Raw genomic sequence first — 20010 nt, 5'->3', positions numbered from 1 at the left:
CATGACGCGCTTCCTGTTGCAGCGAATTGGCCTGATGATCCCGACGATCTTCTTCGTCTCGGTCATCGTCTTTTCGTTGCAACAGCTTCTGCCTGGCGATCCCGCGCTGACGATGGCGGGCGACGAGGCGTCTCCCGCCCTGATCGCCGAAATCCGCGCGAAATATCATCTCGATGATCCCCTGCTGGTCCGCTACGGCAAGTGGGTGGCCGGAATCGCCCAGGGCGATCTTGGAATCTCACTGCGGACGCAGCAGACCGTCGTTCAGCTCCTGACCCAGAAGATCCCGGTGACACTGGAGCTGGCGACGCTGGCGATGATCATCGCGCTGACCTTTGGAATCTCGATGGGTATCCTGGCCGCGATCTCGCGCGGGGGCCCGATGGACTACGTTGCCCGGTGCATTGCCCTGTTCGGAATCTCGATGCCGGCGTTTTGGCTCGGCATCCTTTTCATTCTGCTGTTTGCCGTGAAATGGCGGATATTGCCGGCTTCCGGATACGTGCCGCTGACGGAAAATCCGCTGGAAAACCTGCGCTCGATGATCATGCCGGCTACGGTGCTCGGCCTTGCGGTAAGCGGCGTGATCATGCGGCATACGCGCAGCGCGATGCTGCAGGTTCTGTCGAACGATTATGTCCGGACCGCGCGGGCCAAGGGACTTTCGGAGACGACCGTCATCTTCGTGCATGCGCTGCGCAACGCGGCGCTGCCGGTCATTACGCTAGGTGCGCTGGAGTTCGGGCAACTGCTTTCGGGAACCGTGCTCACCGAAACCGTGTTCTCGATGCCGGGTTTCGGCAAGCTCGTGGTGGATGCCGTGTTCAACCGCGATTATGCCGTGGTGCAGGGCGCGGTGCTGTGTACGGCGGTGGTCTTCCTCTTGCTGAACCTGTTTGCCGACCTCGCTTATGCCGCGGTCAATCCACGACTGAGGGGACGGTGATGTCCGTCGCGCTCAGCATCCGACAGGCTCGTCCGTCGACGGCGCTGCGGAGCCCGTTGGGGCTGGCCATATCGTCGTTGTCGCGGCAGCCCGTCGCCATGCTGGCAATGGCAGTTGTCCTTGTCGTCGTCGTGCTGGCGGTCGGCGCGGAACTGATCGCCCCGTTCGATCCGGCATCGGCAGATTGGTCGGCGCTGCGCGAAGCCCCCAGCCGCGCGCATCTGCTCGGTACGGACGATCTCGGCCGCGATATCCTGTCCCGAATGATCTATGGCGCGAGGGCATCGTTGCTGGCGAGCGTGATATCGGTCAGCATCGCGTTTGCGATCGGCGTTCCCGTGGGACTGTGTGCGGGTTATCTCGGCGGCATCGTGGATGGCGTCATCACCCGTTTCACCGATGCGATGCTGGCGATCCCGGCACTGATCTTCGCGGTGTCGCTGGCCGCGTTTCTCGGGCCCAGCCTGATCAATGCCGTGATCGCAATCGGCGTGGCCGCCATTCCCGTCTTTATTCGCCTCAGCCGCGCGCAAGCGATGGGCGTGAAGTTCGAGGAATATGTCGAAGCCGCCTATGTCGTCGGAAATCCTCGCTGGCGGATCGTGCTCAAGCACATCTTTCCCAATATCGTGCCGGCGCTGATCGTGCAGGCGACGCTGACGATGGCGTTCGCGGTTATCGCGGAAGCGAGCCTGTCGTTCCTCGGCGTCGGCCAGCAGCCTCCGGGCGCATCCTGGGGCAACATGCTGACCACGGCCAAAAACTATCTCGAGGAAGCGCCGTGGATGGCGATCTGGCCTGGAGCTGCGATCTTTCTCACCGCTTTGTCCTTCAACCTTCTTGGTGACACCCTGCAGGATGTGCTCGATCCAAGGTCGCGGCCGCGCGTAGCGGGCTGACGCCAACATTCAACGAGAGGAATTGTTATGCGAGATTTTATGGCCGTCGCCCGCTCGGTCGCGGTTGCAGAGAAGGGCATGGCGGCGACATCGCATCCGCAAGCTACCCTTGCCGCAGTTGAAATTCTCAAAGCGGGCGGCAATGCCGTCGATGCCGCCATTGCCGCGGTGGCGGTGCAGGGCGTGGTCGAGCCGCAGATGACGGGAATCGGCGGCGATTGCTTCGCACTCTATTCGCCAAAAGCCGGCGCGCCCATCGCTCTCAACGGATCGGGCTTCACGCCTGCGGATACGATCGCCGACAAATATGCCAGCGCCGGCGCGCGCGATATCCCGCCGACGTCGCCGGAATCCGTCACCGTGCCCGGCGCGATCGACGCTTGGTGTACGCTGGTTGCCGACCACGGCAGCAAATCGCTGGAGGAGATATTCCGGCCCGCGATCACAGCGGCAGAGCAGGGCTTTTGCATCACGCCGCGCGTCGCCGCTGACTGGGAGCGTTTTCGGCCTCGCCTCGAGGGTAACGCTGCCGCCGCCGCGCAGTATCTTCCGGGAGGGCGTCTGCCGACCGTCGGCGACATCAGGTCCCAGCCGGCGCTGGGCGCGACGCTGCGCCGGATCGCCAGGGACGGGCGCCAGGCATTCTACGGAGGTGCTGTCGCCGAGGAGGTCATCGGCATTTTGCGTGGGCTCGGCGGCGCGCACAGCCTTGAGGATTTCGCCGCGCAGAAATCGAACTACGTCACGCCGATTTCGGCAAGCTACGGCGGCTACGACATTACCGAATGCCCGCCGAACGGGCAGGGCCTTGCAGCGCTGATCATCCTGCGGACGCTTGCCGGCTTCGATGTCGGCAAGTTGACGGAGGCTGACCGGATACACTTGCTGGCGGAAGCAACCAAGGCCGCCTATCGGGCCCGCGACGCCTACTTCTGCGACCCCGATACCAGCAATATCGACAGCGCCTCGTTCCTGTCGGACGATTACATCGGCGTGATCCGCGACAAGATCGACATGAACCGCGCCTCGACGATCGAGCGGTGGGACGATATCGAGCATCGCGACACCGTCTACGTCACTGTCGTCGACCGCGACCTCAATGCGATTTCGCTGATCAACTCGCTGTTCTATCCGTTCGGCAGCGGCATCTATGCGCCGAAATCGGGGGTGCTACTGCACAACCGCGGCTGGAGCTTTCGCGCCCGGCCGGGACATCCCAACTCGCTCGGGCCCCGCAAGCGGCCGATGCACACCATCATTCCCGGCATGATGATGCAGAACGGACGGGCCGTGATGCCGTTCGGGGTGATGGGCGGGCATTATCAGGCCGCAGGCCACGCCAACCTGATTTCGAATATCCTCGACCTCGGCCTGGACATCCAGGCCGCTGCGGAGGCGCCGCGATCCTTCTCGTTCGATGACGTGCTCTCGCTGGAATCAACGATACCGGCCGCCGTCAAGGACGATCTGTCCGCGCGTGGGCATAATGTCCGCTGGTCGGAGGAGCCGATCGGCGGATGTCAGGCGATCCGCATCGACCACGAACGCGGCGTTCTGTTCGGCGCGTCCGACCACCGCAAGGACGGGCTGGCGCTGGGCTTTTGAACCTATTTGACGGCCGATAATCCCGCGTCGATGCCCTCGGCGATTTTCGCAACGTCCGCCGTCGTCAGGATCAGCGGTGGCGACAGGATGAGGTTGTTGCCGGAGACCCGAAGCATTACGCCGGCCTCGCAAGCACCGTCCGCCACCGCCGCCATGGTCTTCTTGTCGGCCGCCTTCTTGCTGTCGCGGTCGGAGACGAGTTCGATGCCCGCCATCAGTCCCTTGTAACGGACGTCGCCGACGATGGCGTGCCGCACCTTGAGCTGTTCCAGCGCTAGTGCCAGCTCCTTGCCGCGCGCGACAGCATTCTCGTCAAGCTTGAGCCGCTTGGTCTCGGCGAGTGCCGCGATGCCGGCCGCGCATCCCACCGGATGTCCCGAATAGGTGTAGCCATGGCCGATCGAACCGAAGGTGGTTTGATCGCCCTCGAAGGCTTCCGCGATCTTCTCGTTGATCAGCGTGGCGCCGAGCGGGAAGTAGCCCGAGGTGATGGCCTTGGCTAACGTCATCATGTCGGGTTTGACGCCCGAGAGCCGCGCGCCCGACCAGGCGCCGGTGCGGCCGAAGCCGGTGACCACCTCGTCCGAGATCATCAGGATGCCGTGGCGGTCGCAGATCTCGCGCGCAAGTTTCATGAAGCCGTCGGGTGGCACGATGACGCCGCCGGCGCCCAGCACCGGCTCCATGATGAAGGCTGCGATCGTATCCGCGCCCTGGAAGGCGATCTCGTCTTCCATGGCGGCGGCGCAGAGCTGCGCCAGCCGGGCAGGGTCGGTTTCGTTGAAGGGATTGCGGTAGGTCCAGGGCGCCGGCGCATGAAACACACCGGGCAGCAGCGGCTCGTAGTTGCGGCGGAAATTGGCGTTGCCGTTAACGGAGGCGCCGCCGAAATGGGTGCCGTGATAGCCCTTCTTCAGTGCAAGGAACTTGGTGCGGTCCGACTGTCCCTTGATCTTCCAGTATTGCCGCGCAAGCCGCAGCGCGGATTCGACGGAATCGGAGCCGCCCGATGTGAAGAACGCGCGCGCCATCCCTTCGGGCTTGAACCATTCGGTCAATTCGTAGGCGAGTTCAATCGAGGGTCCGGTCGAGGTGCCGCGGAAGCCGGAATAGTAGGGAAGCGCGTCGAGCTGGTCGGCGATCGCTTTCTTGATCGGGTCGCAGCTATAGCCGAGATTGACGTTCCACAGACCGCCGACGGCGTCGAGCAGGGTGCGCCCGTTCACGTCGGTGACGTGGACGCCTTCGCCCTTCATAATGATCTTTGGCGGATTGGCGCGCATTTCCGCCGGGTGCGCCATCGGGTGCCAAATAGATTTGGCGTTATTCTCGATCAGAAAGTTGGTATCGCGCATGATCTGCCTGCCATTGCTTCAGGTGAATTCGAGGCCGAAGGGCCGCAGGGCTGCGGCATAACCAGAATGGGGATCGCGGACATCGAACAGGACTGTATGCAATCCGCACGCCCTGGCGCCATCGATATTTCGGTGCTGGTCGTCGACGAAAACGCAAACCCCTGCGTCGAGCGACAGGGCGTCAAGCACCATTTGATAGGCGCGGGGATCCGGCTTCAATATCTTGGTGTAGGTTGCGTCGACGATCGCCTCGAAATACGCCAATAGCGGCAATCTTCCGCGAAACTCCGTACCGTAGAAAAGGTCGAGTTCGTTCGAGAGGATCGCAAGCTTGAAGCCGGCGTCCGCGACCATTTTGACCGCACGGTCGGCTTCGGGCCTGATGACCGCCTTGGGATCAGCGCCGCGTGCCCGTTTGACGAACGTCTCCATGTCGTTCCAGTCTTCGCCGACCAGACGTCCCACTTCGCGGCTGCGAGTGATCCAATAGTCACGTTCCGTGATTTCGCCGCGCTGCATCGACGCCCAAAGCGGGTCGGTCTCGATCCCAAACGGGCCGCGCCAACCTAATGTATCCGGTGCGAGGCCAAGGGCTGCTTCGGTGAGACCGTGAGTTTCGAATAGCGTCTTCGAAATAACGCCGCCGAAATCGAGCACCAGGGCCTTTGCGCGCTGGGAACTCACGTTGCCGCCGATGCCCGGCCGGCCGGCACGATGCCGGCCTCTACCCAGCGGTCGAAGATTCCGAGCACGGTGGCATTGAATGCCGCGCTGTTGATGTGGTCATTGATCTCGTGAAGCTCGACCGGCGGCTTAATGGCCGAGCGCATCTCGCCGACGAAGGCCGCAAGCCCTTCGGGATCGTGCAGCGCTTCGCCCTCGCGGTCCCATTGCTGGATGCCGCCGGCAGGGAGCACAAAGGCCACCGGCGCCTGAGCCGACGCAAGCTTGTCGGCAATCGCACGCGCGATCCTGCGCCGATCGTCCGGCCGCGATGTCGCCGACGCCAGCAGCCGGTTATGCGCGTGATAAGGACGTTCGAGCAATTCGTTCGGCGTCGGCAGCCAGGCCGGAAAATCCACCATATCGATGGCGCCCGGTGCCACGATCTGCGGAATCCCGGCCTTGCCGGCGTTCTCCAGCCGGTCGGCGCCGGAATTCACGACCGAGCCGGTCAATTGGTTGGCGACCTCCTGCAGGCTGAGATCGAGAATGGCGGCGAAACCCTTCTTCGCGGCGATCGATTCCATGGCGCGGCCGCCCATGCCGGTAGTGTGAAACACCACGACCTCATAGCCGCGCCGTTCCAGTTCGGGCTTCAGTTCAACCATGTAGCTGAGGCAGCTTTTTCCGAGCGAGGTCATGGCGACGACGGGCCGGTCCGACCGTGGCTTCATCGCGCTTCTCGCGGCGCCCACGACCGCCCCGCAGGCCTGGGAAAGCACGGATTTGCAGGTGCTGTTGAGGCCATAGAGGCCGCCGGCCCACAGGATCATCATCAAGTCGGCTGCGATGCGCTCCGGCGGCACTAGGTGCGAATAGGCGATCGTCGAGGCCACGAATTTAGGCACCCCGATCGGCAACGCCTGCGCGACGTCGAGTGCGAGATCCGTTCCCATGGTGCCGCCGATCGCGAGCATCGCGTCGAAGTCGCCGCTATCGTACAGACGCCGCGCCAGCCGCTTCGCCCCGAGCGCCATCAGCGACATCGCCGAATTCTCGTCGCCGCTATCGGCGATCTTCTCGATCGTTGTCTCGGCCGCCTGCGCCACCACGTGCTTGTCGTAGTGCGGTGCGTAGGGAGGATCGCCGAGCACGCTCACATCCATCATGATGGCTTCGCCGCCAGCCGCCGCGATGCAGTCTCCGATGAAGTGCAGTTCATCCGCCTTGGTGTCGCCTGTCCCAATGACCAGGATTCGGGGATGCGCGAGTTTGGTCATGGTCGATGGGTGCTCCAACATTTCCCTCGGTTGCGCGCCGCCCAAGGAGCCCGCATCCGATCGGCCGCTCAGGCACGGCACGGCAAAAGTGGTAGGTCGAAAGCTGATGGCTTTCAAGTTTGCCGGGCTTTGGGCGGTTATTGCAGCATCCACCTATCGGTTGATTGCGACGGAAGGGGCCGAGAGCGCCTATTCCCCGTGCAAAAGAGTTCTTGGAGAGAGGACGTGGGGGTGCGCAAGCTGTCTTCACGAGGCACTTGAAGCAATGCAACAGGAGCAGATCGATCGGCTAAGAGACGCTGCGATAACTCCGAGGGAGCTGTTTATCGCAGGCGCGCATGTTCGCAGCGTGCGAGGCGAGCGGCTCGACGTGGCTTCTCCGATTGACGGCGGGACGTTCACCAGTATCGCCGATGGTGGTCCCGACGACATCGATCGGGCGGTGCGGACCGCCCGACAGGCCTACGAACGGGGCGCGTGGTCGAAGGCGGCGCCTGCTCACCGCAAGAAGATCCTGCTGCGGCTGGCGGAACTGATTGAAAGCCATGCCCTCGAGCTCGCCGTGCTCGGGGTGCGCGACAACGGCACCGAGATCAACATGGCCTACAAGGCCGAACCGATGTCGGCGGCCGGAACGATCCGCTTCTATGCCGAAGCGGTCGACAAGGTCTATGGTGAGATCGCGCCGACCGGGCGGGACGTCCTTGCCCTGATCCATCGCGAGCCGCTCGGCGTGATCGGCGTTGTCGTGCCCTGGAACTTCCCGTTGATGATCGGCGCGTGGAAGCTCGCGCCGGCGCTTGCGGCTGGCAATTCGGTCGTGGTCAAGCCGCCGGAACTCGCCTCGCTCACGCTACTCCGGCTGGCCGAACTTGCCAGCGAAGCGGGGCTTCCGGATGGCGTCCTGAACGTCGTCACCGGCCGCGGGGCCATTGCGGGCGAGGCGCTCGCACTTCACGGCGACGTCGATGCCATTGCCTTCACCGGCTCAGGCGCGGTCGGCAGGCGGTTGCTGGAATATTCCGCGCGGTCAAATCTGAAGCGCGTCTATCTCGAGCTCGGCGGCAAATCACCCAACATCGTCTTTGCCGATGCACCCGATCTCAGGCAGGCCGCAAAAGTCTCCGCCAACGGCATTTTTCGCAATTCGGGACAGGTCTGCGTCGCCGGATCGCGGCTGATCGTGCAATCCTCGATCTACGATCGCTTCATGGACGAGTTGTTGAACGTGACCGCTTCGCTCAAGATCGGTGACCCCTTGCGTCTGACCTCAGACATCGGCGCGGTGGCGAGCGAGGCCCAGTTGCAACGAAACCTCGAGGCGGTGGCACTCGCCGAGCGTGAGGGTGCGACACGTCTGACCGGCGGCGAACAGATCCTTCAGGACACCGGCGGGACCTTCATGTCGCCGGCCATCTTTGCCGATGTCACGCCCGAAATGAAATTGTCGCGCGAGGAGGTGTTTGGACCGGTGCTTGCGGTGACGCGGTTTGACAGCGAGGACGAGGCCGTGCGGCTTGCAAATTCCACCAGCTATGGCCTGGCGTCGGCGGTGTGGACCGGTAGTCTGTCGACCGCCCACCGTATGGTGCGCGCCATCAACGCAGGCGTCGTACACGTCAACACCTATGGCGGTGCCGACATCACGGTGCCGCTCGGCGGCTTCAAGCAATCGGGATTTGGACGTGACAAGTCGCTTCACGCGCTTGATGAATATTGCGATCTCAAGACCGCCTGGATTGCGCTGTGACGAACGCCGCAAAACTGGATGCGCTGATCGCGCGTGAGCAGGACCGCTTCCTGAAACTTCATCCGCGCTCGGCCAAGGCGTGGGCGGAGGGCAGGCAGCATTTCCTCTACGGCGGTCCCTCGCACTGGATGCGGCGCTGGGCGGGCGGTTTTCCGGTCTACGTCGAGGACGCCGGCGGCGCACACATCCGCGATATCGACGGGCACGACTATGTGGACTTTTGCCTAGGCGACACCGGCGCCATGTGCGGCCACGCCCCGGAGGCCGTCACCCAAGCTGCACTGCGGCAATTGAAACGCGGTGCGACCACGATGTTGCCGACTGAAGACAGCCTTTGGGTCGGCGCCGAACTCTCGCGCCGCTTTGGCCCTCGGTACTGGACACTGACGACGTCGGCGACCGACGCCAACCGCGGCGCGATCCGCATCGCGCGAATGATCACGGGACGGCCGAAGGTGCTGGTGTTTTCAGGCTGCTATCACGGGGGCATCGAGGAAGCCCATATCGAGATCCGCGACGGCCGCGTCGGTATGCGTAATTCGATCCATCCGAACGCCGTCGACCACGCTGCCGTCAGCCGGATCGTCGAGTTCAACGACGTCGGGGGACTGGAAGCAGCGCTTTCGCACGGCGACGTCGCCTGCGTATTGGCCGAGCCTTTGATGACGAACTTCGGGATGATTCCAGTCGCGCCTGGATTCCACGAAGCGCTACGCGACATCACGCGGCGCACCGGCACCGTCCTGATCATCGATGAGACGCATACATTATCCAGCGGCCCGGGCGGATATACGCAGCTTTACGGCCTCGATCCCGACATTCTCGTCGCCGGCAAGGCCATCGCTGGCGGCATCCCCGCGGGCCTTTTTGGCCTCAGCGCCGAGATGGCGGAACGGATGTGGAAACTCGTTCCCTTCGCCAATCCACGGCAACGCCAGTCCGCCCATCTCGGCATCGGTGGTACGCTGGCGGGCAATGCGCTCACGGTCGCGACCATGCGCGCGGTGCTCGAAAGTGTGCTGACGGCGGAAAACTACGAGCACATGATTGCCAACGCGACACGGCTCGCTGGGCAGGTTCGTGTGCTCATCGCGAACCAGCGTCTGCCCTGGCATGTCACCCAGATCGGGGCGCGCGCCGAGATCATGTTCATGCCGGAGCCGCCGCGAAACGGCGCCGACGTGATTGCGCAGCGCAACGGCGATCTCGAGATGCTGCTTCACGCCTTCTACATGAACGAAGGCATCCTGGTGACACCGTTCCATACCATGCTGTTGATGTGTCCGGCGACGACGCCCGGAGATGTCGACAGGCATACAAGCGTGTTCGAACGCTTCATCGCTCTCCTGCGCGAGGCCGGACTGCCATGACCCGATGCCGCAATGGTTCGATCCCGTGACAAAAGCCCCCTTCGATCTCGCAGGAAGAGTGACGCTGGTAACCGGCGGAGGCCGTGGTATCGGCGCTGCGATCGCCACGCGCTTGGCGGAAGCCGGTGCGACCGTTGTCGTCGCCAATCGTACCCTCGATGTCGCAGAGGAGTTGGTACGACATCTGGCAGGCCGCGGGCTGCGCGCGCTTGGCGTCCCCTTCGGGGCGCTCGATCGTGCCAGCCTGCGTGCGGTAGTCGATGGGATCGCAAGCGAGCACGGAAGGCTTGATATCGTGGTTCACAACGCAGGGGGGTGTTTGTGGTCTTCGCTCGAAAAGCTTGATGAGGAAAAACTCGACGCAACGCTGGCGCTCAATCTCAACGCCTGTTTCTGGTTGGCGCAGGCGGCCATCCCGCATATGCGGGAAAATCGCTTCGGGCGAATCCTGGTGACGTCTTCGGTCTCGGCCCGGGTCGCGATGGGAGGCGGCGCCCATTATTCAGCCGCGAAGGCCGGCGTAAATGCGTTCATTCGCGGCGCGGCATTCGAGCACGCCCGCGACGGGATCACGGTGAACGGCGTCGAAGCCGGCTTCATCGCAAAGCCCGGTCGCGGCACCCTGAGCACGCCAGAGAATATGGCGCGGATCGGCCGGTTCATTCCGGTCGGCCGCATGGGCGAGGCCGACGATATCGCCTACGCCATGCTCTATCTCGCATCGGAACAGGCGAAATATGTCACCGGACAGACGATCGCCGTCGACGGCGGCTCGACGCTGCCGGAAACCGGATTTGCCGTCGAACAGCAATGGGGGATCGAATGAACGGTCGTCTGGCAGGACGCACCGCCCTGATCACTGGGGCTGCGACCGGAATCGGGCGCGCGGCTGCTGAACTGTTTGCGCGACACGGTGCTCGCACTGTTCTGTTCGGCTTGGGCGGACCGGCCCTGGATGTGGCGGCCCATGCAACCGGCGGCGTTGCGGTGCATGGCGACGTGACGAATGAAGCCGATATCGCCGCCGCTGTCGAATCGTGCGGCGAAAGACTGGATGTCGTACTCAATGCTGCCGGATTGATCATCCCGGACGAACCGGAAACCGTCACTGACGAGAGCTGGGAGACAACGCTCGACGTCAATCTGACGGGAACAATGCGGGTCTGCCGGGCGGCCCTGCCACGGCTCAGGCAGCGCGGTGGAGCGATCGTCAACATCGCCTCCGTTGCGGCATTCAATTCGAGCCCCGAGAGCGTAAGTTATGCTGCCAGCAAAGCGGCGGTTGTTTCCTACACGCGCTCGCTCGCCTTTGCCCATGGCGGCGATGGCATTCGCGCGAATGCCGTCGCACCGGGATGGGTACGGACGCCGATGAGCGAGCATGAGATGAACCTCCTTGCGGAACGAAAAGGCAGCACGCTGGAAGGCGAATTCAACGCGCTGAAGGGGCGCATCGCATTGCGCAAAATTGCCGAGCCGTCGGAGATCGCGTCCTGCTGTCTGTTCCTAGCGTCCGATGAAGCTTCCTTCGTCACCGGCGCGGTGCTGGTCGCCGACGGCGGCGGCCGTGCACCGACGCAGAGCAGGGCCGTGTGAAGCAGAGCGCATGGTGGCGGCAGCGTGCTGTCAGCGCTCGTAGCTTGCGGGGGGCTGGATTTATCTGACGGCTGCGCAAAGGCCTTACGCAGCACCGCCGTCATCAGAGTCTTAAAATTCAGCCACTAATGCCTAGCTAGATCTCTGTGTAATCCAGGATTGTATGTTCTCCGGACCAGACCTTGTCTGCGTCGTAAATTCGCTCGCGGCGCTTGGACCTCAAGTCAATCCCAAAAATGACCTCGCCCATGACCCTCTTTCCGCTACCGAATCCGGACGGAGCAGAGACGGGGAGCAGGGCGTCGTCCCCGTTTGGGACTTGAACGATCAAGGGTGTAATGTTGTAACAGTACAATACTTGTTATACTGTTACACCGTCAAGGTGAGATGGAATGCATCGCAATCCAGATCCGCGCGGAACTTGCGCGCACGAAGAGACGCATGGTCGCCCCGTCGATGGCGACGCAGTTGAGTCTCGCGCCCGCGCGTATGCAGTATCGAAAGGGGTGCCGTTCACGCCGATGCGCCAAAGCGTGCTTGCCTTGCTTGCGGCGTCCGGCAAGCCGATGAGCGCCTACGAGATTGCAGAGAAAGTGAGCGATGCGCGAAAGCTCAAAGCCGTGCAGGTCTACCGTGCGCTCGAATTCCTGCAGGAGGCAGGGTGCGTCCATCGGCTGGCGTCCCGCTCGGCCTATTTCGCCTGCGATCATCTGCACGGAGAACGTGAAACGGCTGTCTTCATGGTCTGCGCGCAATGTGGCGCGGTTCAGGAGGCGGCCTCAGAGCTGGTGGCGCGCGGCTTGCGGGGCGCAGCGAAAACAACCGGCTTCAGGCCCCGGCACCCGATGATCGAGGTGGAGGGCGAGTGCGCGGAATGCGCGGGTACGCCTGAACGCTAACCCCATGGCTTGCGGCACGATCGGTCAATCTCGCGGCTAGGCTCAAGGAGTATTTGCCGGCGAGCAGCGGCAAGCGTCATACCCCGTCTCGGCTTCACTGCTGTTGTCGATAGCTTTGGCGACTCTCCGTACGAGAGGTATCTTGATCGGAAACGCTTTGGACAGTTACTCGATCGATAGGCGGGACGAGCGCGCAAGCGCGAGGCTGCCAAGCACGGACGCGAGCGCCAGCATCAATATGACCCGCCACCAGATGCTCCAGCTAATTTCGCTTGCCGGCATCTCAATCCAATGCCACCGGGGCAATGATGACAGGTCACGTATGGTCATGGCGCGGCTCTCCAGGATTCTGGGAGAGAAATACTGCCGCCATTCTTGGTGAAACGCCTCTGTCTGATCCTTGAAGGCGAGGAAACGGTGTGAATCGGTGCCGGCGATAGAGGTTAGCGCTTCGTTGATGAGAATCGCAGGCGATAGCAAGCTCAGCCTGTCGACAAGTTTTTGTTGTTGCAGCAGTTGCTGATCAAAACGCTTCAAGAGCGGCTCGATTCGTTCGTCGACTTTTTGCTTGGCCAGAAAAAATGCACGCATGCGCGAAGGCACTTCGATACGTTCATTTTTTACCAGCAGCGCTTCCGGATCTGAGGCATAGCGATAATCCGCGCTATAGAGGTCCTCGTATTCGCGCAACGATTCGGCGGTTGCGACACGCGTGCGGTTGGCCAATTCGGTGCGGGAGGGGGCCGGACTAACCAATCCCACGGCAAGGTTCATTGTCACCGGCAAGATGAGCACAAGAATCGTCCAGAGTGCTACCATGATCAACGCATTGGTCGAAGATGAGAGGCCAACGGTGTTGACCAAGGCAGCGACCGCGAACCAGAACAAGGTATATGCCGCCACCAGCGCCGACCACAACAGCATCAAGACCAGTTGCTCCGCGCCGCGGGCTTCGGGACGGATCAAAAGCAGGACCACGAGCGGCACGGGAATAACGATCGCCAGCAGCGCAAGCATGCGCACGACGACTTTCCCGGTCATCAACGTTGCGATGGAAAGCGGTTGCGAACACAGCAGGCGCAAGGTGCCATGTTCGCGCTCTGCCGACAGCAGGTTATACCCGAGCGTCGTAACCAGCAGAGGCAGTACGAATACGATAACGAAAGCGAGATCGAAGTGACCGCTGAGCAGATTCCAGGGATTTTCGATTTCCGTGTCGTACATGAACTGAACTTTGCTCAAATAGGTGATGCGGTAATAATTGGGCATCATGTCCGACTGACCGATCGCCAGCGCCGCGAGCGGCGCGTTAAGCATCGTGGCGTAACGCCCGGACAAGGTGCCTGCCATGGCGGCGGGGTTCGCGGGATTGGAGAACGGTATCAGCGCGGTTTGGCCAGCGAGAACGGATTGGAGCATCCCGCTATTTGCCGTTTGGGTCTCTTGTTCGTGTTTGAGGACTTGAGCGACCATGCGGTCGCGGAGCGTTGCTTGCGCCAGTCCCACAAATAGTCCGTAACCCACCATGAGAGCCAGAACGCAACACACCAGCAGCAGCGTGCGATCGCGGACAAGGATGCGGGCCTCGTGCAGTACGATCAGCGACAAGGTGGGGAGCGGGCGAGGCTGCATTGTCTTCATTCGACTAGTTAGCGCATCAGCGGACGGGAGAGCGCATACTGCGCGAGCGCGACGGAGAGGCAGAACATCACGGCGAGCAGCGCAAGGCTTGCCCAATGGTGTGCCAAGGCAAACGACACAGACGGAAGTTGATACTTGAATTGCGGCACGCTTGCCCACAGCTCGGGGCCAGCCTTGTAAGTGAAATGCGCATTACCCAGGCGATCGGCGTGTTCGATCAGGTCCTCACTGACAATGTTCTGAATCTTCCGCCGTTGGGCTTCGGCCGCGGTTGAGAAGTCGCGATGTTGGGAAAAGTCCGTTCCCGCCAGGCCCATGGAGAAGCCGCGGAGTGCAACGACCGGGGCAACAAGGCCGACCCACCCTTGCGCGCGCTGTTGACGCTCGAATGTGTCCCAAAGCCTGCCGAAGTTTTCATCAAGTGCGCCGTAACCTGCCTCGTCATCAACTTTCAGCGCCGCGCCCCACTTGCTGAGCGGAACCGATGGATCCCACTGCGTTCGCGCACCGAAATGGGTAGACCAGGCCTTGCGGCCAGCGTCTGCCACATCTCGCGCGAGTTGATCGTCAAAGTCGAGCCGGGACGGCGTGGGATAGAGCAAATTCGTCGCTTCGGAGGCGGTACGTGGAGCAATCAGCGTTGCTGCGACCCAGAAGCCCAGGAGCAAGACCAGGGCGGCCCGCGATGAACGCGCGAGGGCTGATACTGCCAGGGTCAGAAACACGAAAAAGCCGAGATAGAGGCCGTATCCCGCCGCGAGCCACGCGATCCGATAGACCACGTCCACGCGTTCTCCAGCGGGTAGGTGAACAACGATGAGTACTGCAAACGCAAGGCCGACTGGAGCAATCAGAATGCCAACGCAGCTCGCAAGCGCCGCCGCTTTGCCGAAAAGAAGGCTCCGCGCAGGCGCGCCCAGGCTCAGCAACTGGCGCAACGTTCCGCGCTCGCGCTCATCGCTCACAGAGTTGAAGCCGATGACGATAATGAGCAGGGGAAGCAATACCTGAAGAAGCCAGGCTGGCGACAACTCGCCGAACCGCTGCAAACCGGTTGCATCCTGGGCCGGCCTGAACTTGACCTCGCTCTGGCGATGCGCCTGTAGCCAGACAGTCGAGCCAACAAACGGCCCAATGCCGGGATCGAAGACGGCAAGCGATGGTTCAGGCTTGAACACGTGCATGCCCTGTTCCGCCGCATCGTGCGGGTGCCGATAGCCTTGGTGAAGCCAGGCGTCATAGTCGAGGGCTTGGCCTGCCGACCGTTCGCTGTTCAGCTGAACCTGCCGATTCCATCCGGCCCCCAGAGCCAGCAGCATGAGCATGACGACCAGCCCTCCGGCCCAGAGCAGACGCCCGTCGCGGGTCAGCTCGCGAAGATCTTTGGCAGCGATGATCGCGAACACGTCAACTCTTCATGTGCTGGAGGTACAGCGCTTCAAGATCGGCATGGCTGACCTCCTCGCTCCTGAGCTCTTCCACCAGCCGCCCTTGCTTCATGATGCCGATACGGGTCCCGGTCTGCTTCGCGTGGAAGAGATCGTGTGTTGTCGTCAAGACGGTCACGCCGTCGTTGCTGGCCTTGACGAGAAGCTCCGAGAACTCGTTGGCCGCGGACGGGTCAAGTCCTGAGGTGGGCTCGTCGAGCAAAAGAGCTTTGGCATTCTTGGCCAGCGCGATGGCAATTCCCACCTTCTGACGCATGCCTTTCGAGTAGGTCGCGACCCTGTCATCGGCTGCTTGACGAGGGAGACCTGCCGCCTCGAGCAGTTCAAGCAACCGCTGCCGCGGCAAATGCTCTCCGATTGCGATTGAAGAGAAGAATGCCAGGTTCTCCAGACCTGAGAGCACGCCATAGAGCGTGACCTGTTCGGGGATATATGCAAGGAGCCGCTTCGTCTCCAGCGGCTGACGCACGACGTCGAGCTTGCCGATTTGCAGGCTGCCGGATGTCGGCTGGAGAAAATTCAGGAACAGATTGACCAGCGTCGTCTTGCCCGCGCCGTTAGCCCCCAAGAGGCAATAGATCTCGCCAGGCAGGACGCTGAGCGAGACATTATCCAGAGCGCGCTTGGCGCCAAACTGCTTCGTCACTTCAATCGCATCGAGCATGGATTCTCGTACACCTCCACTGGCCCCGTCGGCCGCTCATCGAAGGTCCCGAGTGCGGCACGCCTGCAGTAGAGAGTAGCGAATTCGGCTGTTCACGCTCCGCGGCGGCATGACGAGGCCTTGCTGAATGCCTTGACTGATGTAACGTTATAACATTACACACGCCTTGTGAAGCCCTGACGTGGGGTACGAGGCGGTTCGCGAGGGTGGGGGCAAGCGTGCGTTACCTGTTGTGTTCGGTTTCGCTATCAACTCTTTTGATAGCGGCAGACGTTCTGCTTTTTGGCTTGGCTGAAGCGCAAGCTCAGACGCCTTCGTCATCACCCAACCAGCCGGCGAGCTCGTTGCCGCCTATAACCGTTGATGCGCCGCAGCGGCGACCAACGGCGAGCGTGGCGACGCGGTCGAATTCGCAAAGAGGCCGTGTCTCCCGGACAAACAGAAATCCGCGACCCTCAGCCATCGCCGAGGCGTCACCGCATTCGCAAGGGCAACAGCAGGTGCCGGCGACGCCGCTCAACACAAATGTGGTTACGCCCAGCGCGAGCCGGCTGGGGCTGACCCCGCGGGAGATTCCCGCAACCGTCGAGGTCGTCGGAGCGGAAACGATCCGGGAGCAGGGCTACCACACAACGATCGATACAGTGAAAGGTGTAACCGGCGTGACCGCCAGCGACGCGCCGAACGACGTGTCGTTCTCGATGCGCGGTTTCCAGGGCGACCAGGTCAACGTGACCTACAATGGCGTCAATATCGGCCCGACGGGCTTCACGGCGCTGACCATGGAGACGTTCAACCTCGATCGGGTCGAATTTCTCAAGGGGCCATCTTCACTGATGTCAGGGCAGGGCGCGGTCGGCGGCGCCATCAACTACGTCACCAAGGCACCTCATACCGGACCGATCAGGAATGAAGCGTTCGTCGGTTTCGACTCCTTCGGCAGTGTTCGCACCGGCATTGGCTCAGGAGGCAGCACCAACATCCAGGGCCTCGACTACCGGTTCGACATCAGCCGATCGGTGCAGAACGGCTTCATTGATGACACCGACACCAAGAATCTGCATGTATCTGGGCAACTGGATTATCGCCTCACGAACGCGTTCAAGGTTTTCGTCGCGACCGAATACAAGGATTACAATGCGCGGGTCTATGAAGGCACGCCGCTGGTCCCGGTCGCTTTTAGCGGGCCCTTCGCGACCACGGGCATCGTGTCCGGAACGAAAGTGTCCGATTATAACGGGACAAATCTCGGGCCTGTCACCATCGACAGCCGTACGCTGAAAACGAACTATAACGTGCTCGACAATCACAAGACCATCAAGGAGTCATGGGCGCGCGGAGGATTCGAGTGGGATCTAACGAGCAACGTCACTCTGAGAAGTCAGGTCTATAACTACAATGCCAGCCGCGACTGGTACAACAATGAGGTAAGCGCCTTCAACTCCGCCACCAACCTGGTTGATCGTGAGCGGTTCTATGTCCATCACAACCAGAACTTGGTCGGCAACAATACGGACGTTACGTGGAACTCCAGCATTTTCGGCATGGAGAACCGCATGGTAGCGGCTCTCGAATTCTATCATCTGGATTTCTCGCGACCTGGCGCGGCTAACTTTCCCTCCGATCAGGTCACGCTGGTCAATCCCTTTCGCGGCTACTACGGACTGCTGACGACGCAACGACAGACCGCGACCATCGACAGTTTCGCGATCAATCTCGAAGACCGGTTGAAGATCACGGAGAACTTCGCTCTGATTGGCGGTCTTCGCTATAATCCCTTCGAGCTCGATCGAACATCGATCAATGTCAGCGGCGTGAGCAGGGTCGGATTTCCTTATTCGGTAAGCTTTCAGTCGGTGACAGGTCGTATCGGCTACACTTGGGAAGCCATTCCGGGAATGACGTTCTATAGCCAATACGCGACGGCGAGCGACCTGTCGGCCGGCAGCATTTTCTTGCTGGGCCCGACGCAGCCGCTGACCTTGACGTCGGCTCGCAGCTACGAGACCGGCGTGAAGAACCTGCTGTGGAATGGCCGCGCCGAATGGACCTTCTCGGCTTTCGACATCGAGCGCAGCAATGTGTACTCGGCGCAGGCCGGTCAAACCCTCAATCTCGCCGGCAAGGTCAAGTCACAGGGCGTGGAGTTCGCCGCGGCGGCACGGCCAATTCCGGAGCTCAAGCTCTGGGGTAATATCGCCTATGTCCACGCGCGCTATGCCGATTACGAGTTCACCGGCGGATCTTTCTCCGGCAACACGCCGCCGAATATACCCGCGGTCGTGGTGAACGGTGGAGCGTCTTATCGCTTCGCCAACCCGGGCTGGCTGCCTGTCGAACTGGGGGTTTCGGTCCGCCATGTCGGTAACCGGTACAGCACTGATGCCAACACAGTGACCCTTCTTGCCTACACGACAGCGGATGCCTTTGCTTTCATCGACATTCCCAAGTCGGCGATGTTTCCGACCTTCGACAGCACGCGCGTCACCTTCCGGGTACGTAACTTCACCGATGCGAAGTACGCGGCATGGAGCTCTCCATTCTATCCAGATCAGATCATCCTGGGGCACCGCGGACCTACGAGGTCGGGGCGTCCTTCAAATTCTGATGGTGGTTCGCCCGTTGCGGGTCCTGGTCCTTATCCATCGCTGGCTGAGCATCCCGCTGTGCCTGCTGTTCGTGATGTGGTTTGCGTCTGGTATCGTGATGCACTTTGTGCCATTTCCGGCGCTCACCGAAGCTGAGCGCTTCGGAGGATTGTCCGTCTTCGACGTTTCCAAGGTGAGGCACGGTCCCGCCGAGGCTGTCGCGGCGAGCAGGCTCAAAGGCGTCACGCGGGTGCGTCTGTGGCAGCGCACCGACGGTCCCGTGTACGTAGTGTCGACTGCCTCCGGCATGAATGCCCTGCATGCTGACGATTTGCGCACGGCCGATATCGGCTCCGAGCAAGTGGCACTCGCCATCGCGTCCGAGCATGCGCGCTTGCGCGGCTTGAATCCTGCTGCGGCCACTTTCGTGGAACTGGCGGAGTATGATCAATGGACGGTCCCGAACGACCTCGACGGACACCGATCTCTCTATCGCATTGCTCTGAACGATGTTGCGGGAACCGAGCTGTACGTCTCGTCCCGCACCGGCGAGATCGTGAGAGATACGACGCGCAGTGAACGCGCATGGAACTACGTTGGAAGCGTCGCGCATTGGATCTATCCGACCACGCTGCGCAAAGACTGGATGGCCTGGAACGTCACGGTCTGGTGGTTGTCCCTTGCCGCCGTCATCGCGGCATTGTCGGGCCTCATGGTAGGCCTGTTTCGTCTCCGGCGCGTGCGAGACCGTATCGTATCTCCCTTCCGAAATTGGCATGCTTGGCACCACCGGCTCGGATTGGCGTGCGCTGCCTTCGTGATGACGTGGATTGTTAGCGGATGGCTATCGATGGATCATGGCCGTCTCTTTTCCACTGGCGCGCCTACCAGATCGGAAGCGGACCGGATCGCCGGGACGCCGGCATGGGTCGAACTGACCGCGACAGTGCCCGCATCGCTTTCACCGGCTACCCGTGAAATCGAGTGGTTCGCTTTCGGCGGCCGCATCCATCAACGTAATCGGACGGGAGTTGACGCGCAGCAGATTTCCGTCGTCGTTCCAGCGTCTACTGCACCTGCTTTCCCGTTCCTGCAAGCCGATCAGATCAATGTCGTCATCTCGCACGCTGTCGGTAGCTGCTCGAGCACTTCGGCCGTCGCGCCAGATGACTACTACTTCCTTGCATCTGAAGTTGCACCGGCTCCCGTATATCGGTCCATATGCGGGGACGTTTGGTACCAAATCGATGGTGCTAGCGGCGCCAACCTGCTTCGAATGCATGAAGCAGGTGGCGTTTGCGGATAG

At 61.7% G+C, this 20010-nt stretch carries 15 protein-coding genes and 1 pseudogene; 10 read left to right on the top strand and 6 right to left on the bottom strand.

Annotated features, from left to right (window positions below):
• The first annotated feature begins 1 nt into the window (after position 1).
• Genes CQ13_RS27530 through CQ13_RS27520 form a run of 3 tightly spaced genes read left to right on the top strand, consistent with a single transcriptional unit; the run spans position 2 to position 3450 of the window.
• Positions 2–946, top strand: a complete 945-nt coding sequence (locus tag CQ13_RS27530; protein ID WP_057845975.1) for an ABC transporter permease — start codon at positions 2–4, stop codon at positions 944–946.
• Positions 946–1845 carry an ABC transporter permease gene (locus CQ13_RS27525; protein WP_057845974.1) on the top strand — a complete coding sequence of 300 codons (900 nt, stop codon included), beginning with the start codon at positions 946–948 and terminating at the stop codon, positions 1843–1845. Before CQ13_RS27530 ends, CQ13_RS27525 begins: the two co-directional genes overlap by 1 nt.
• Before the next feature lie 27 nt (positions 1846–1872).
• The gene (locus CQ13_RS27520) at positions 1873–3450 is read left to right on the top strand and encodes a gamma-glutamyltransferase family protein (RefSeq protein WP_057845973.1); all 1578 of its coding nucleotides are present in this window, start codon (positions 1873–1875) and stop codon (positions 3448–3450) included.
• A 2-nt stretch (positions 3451–3452) separates the two neighbouring features.
• Here CQ13_RS27520 and CQ13_RS27515 read toward each other — a convergent pair whose 3' ends face one another.
• From CQ13_RS27515 to CQ13_RS27505, 3 genes are read right to left on the bottom strand one after another with little or no spacing between them, the layout of a single operon-like run.
• Positions 3453–4805, bottom strand: coding sequence for an aspartate aminotransferase family protein (locus CQ13_RS27515; protein WP_057845972.1), 1353 nt, complete (start codon positions 4803–4805; stop codon positions 3453–3455).
• A gap of 18 nt (positions 4806–4823) precedes the next feature.
• Positions 4824–5489 (bottom strand): HAD-IA family hydrolase, encoded by a 666-nt coding sequence (locus tag CQ13_RS27510; protein ID WP_057845971.1) that lies wholly within the window; start codon positions 5487–5489, stop codon positions 4824–4826.
• Positions 5486–6748 (bottom strand): Tm-1-like ATP-binding domain-containing protein, encoded by a 1263-nt coding sequence (locus CQ13_RS27505; RefSeq protein WP_057845970.1) that lies wholly within the window; start codon positions 6746–6748, stop codon positions 5486–5488. Before CQ13_RS27505 ends, CQ13_RS27510 begins: the two co-directional genes overlap by 4 nt.
• A gap of 265 nt (positions 6749–7013) precedes the next feature.
• Between CQ13_RS27505 and CQ13_RS27500 the strand changes: the two genes are divergently transcribed.
• The 5 genes from CQ13_RS27500 (at position 7014) to CQ13_RS27475 (ending at position 12363) form a co-directional block, all read left to right on the top strand.
• Entirely contained in the window at positions 7014–8498 is a 1485-nt protein-coding gene (locus CQ13_RS27500; protein ID WP_057845969.1) for an aldehyde dehydrogenase, read from the top strand.
• Positions 8495–9868 (top strand): transaminase, encoded by a 1374-nt coding sequence (locus CQ13_RS27495; RefSeq protein ID WP_057845968.1) that lies wholly within the window; start codon positions 8495–8497, stop codon positions 9866–9868. Before CQ13_RS27500 ends, CQ13_RS27495 begins: the two co-directional genes overlap by 4 nt.
• 25 nt (positions 9869–9893) lie before the next feature.
• Positions 9894–10694 (top strand): SDR family oxidoreductase, encoded by an 801-nt coding sequence (locus CQ13_RS27490; RefSeq protein ID WP_245309351.1) that lies wholly within the window; start codon positions 9894–9896, stop codon positions 10692–10694.
• Positions 10691–11464, top strand: a complete 774-nt coding sequence (locus CQ13_RS27485) for an SDR family NAD(P)-dependent oxidoreductase (protein ID WP_063800159.1) — start codon at positions 10691–10693, stop codon at positions 11462–11464. Before CQ13_RS27490 ends, CQ13_RS27485 begins: the two co-directional genes overlap by 4 nt.
• Before the next feature lie 506 nt (positions 11465–11970).
• Positions 11971–12363: a Fur family transcriptional regulator gene (locus tag CQ13_RS27475; RefSeq protein WP_245309349.1), complete on the top strand. Its 393-nt coding sequence runs from the start codon at positions 11971–11973 to the stop codon at positions 12361–12363.
• 165 nt (positions 12364–12528) lie between these two features.
• Here the strand turns inward: CQ13_RS27475 and CQ13_RS27470 are convergent, their stop codons facing one another.
• Genes CQ13_RS27470 through CQ13_RS27460 form a run of 3 tightly spaced genes read right to left on the bottom strand, consistent with a single transcriptional unit; the run spans position 12529 to position 16116 of the window.
• Complete coding sequence (locus CQ13_RS27470; protein WP_082637673.1) at positions 12529–14004, bottom strand: DUF3526 domain-containing protein; 1476 nt, start codon at positions 14002–14004, stop codon at positions 12529–12531.
• Between the two features lie 8 nt (positions 14005–14012).
• Positions 14013–15410, bottom strand: a complete 1398-nt coding sequence (locus CQ13_RS27465) for an ABC transporter permease subunit (protein WP_057845962.1) — start codon at positions 15408–15410, stop codon at positions 14013–14015.
• Position 15411: 1 nt separating this feature from the next.
• A complete protein-coding gene (locus CQ13_RS27460; protein ID WP_057845961.1) occupies positions 15412–16116 on the bottom strand; it encodes an ABC transporter ATP-binding protein in 705 nt (234 codons plus the stop codon).
• Positions 16117–16373: 257 nt separating this feature from the next.
• Here CQ13_RS27460 and CQ13_RS27455 point away from each other — a divergent pair.
• Both CQ13_RS27455 and CQ13_RS43510 read left to right on the top strand, forming a co-directional pair.
• Positions 16374–18724: pseudogene (locus CQ13_RS27455) on the top strand (TonB-dependent receptor).
• 14 nt (positions 18725–18738) lie between these two features.
• Positions 18739–20010 carry a PepSY domain-containing protein gene (locus CQ13_RS43510; protein WP_197427453.1) on the top strand — a complete coding sequence of 424 codons (1272 nt, stop codon included), beginning with the start codon at positions 18739–18741 and terminating at the stop codon, positions 20008–20010.

Origin of the sequence: Bradyrhizobium retamae, assembly GCF_001440415.1 — a bacterium.
Classification (GTDB): Bacteria; Pseudomonadota; Alphaproteobacteria; order Rhizobiales; family Xanthobacteraceae; genus Bradyrhizobium; species Bradyrhizobium retamae.
The sequence above is the reverse complement of the archived record's forward strand: the minus strand, read 5'-3'. Positions and strand labels throughout refer to the sequence as shown.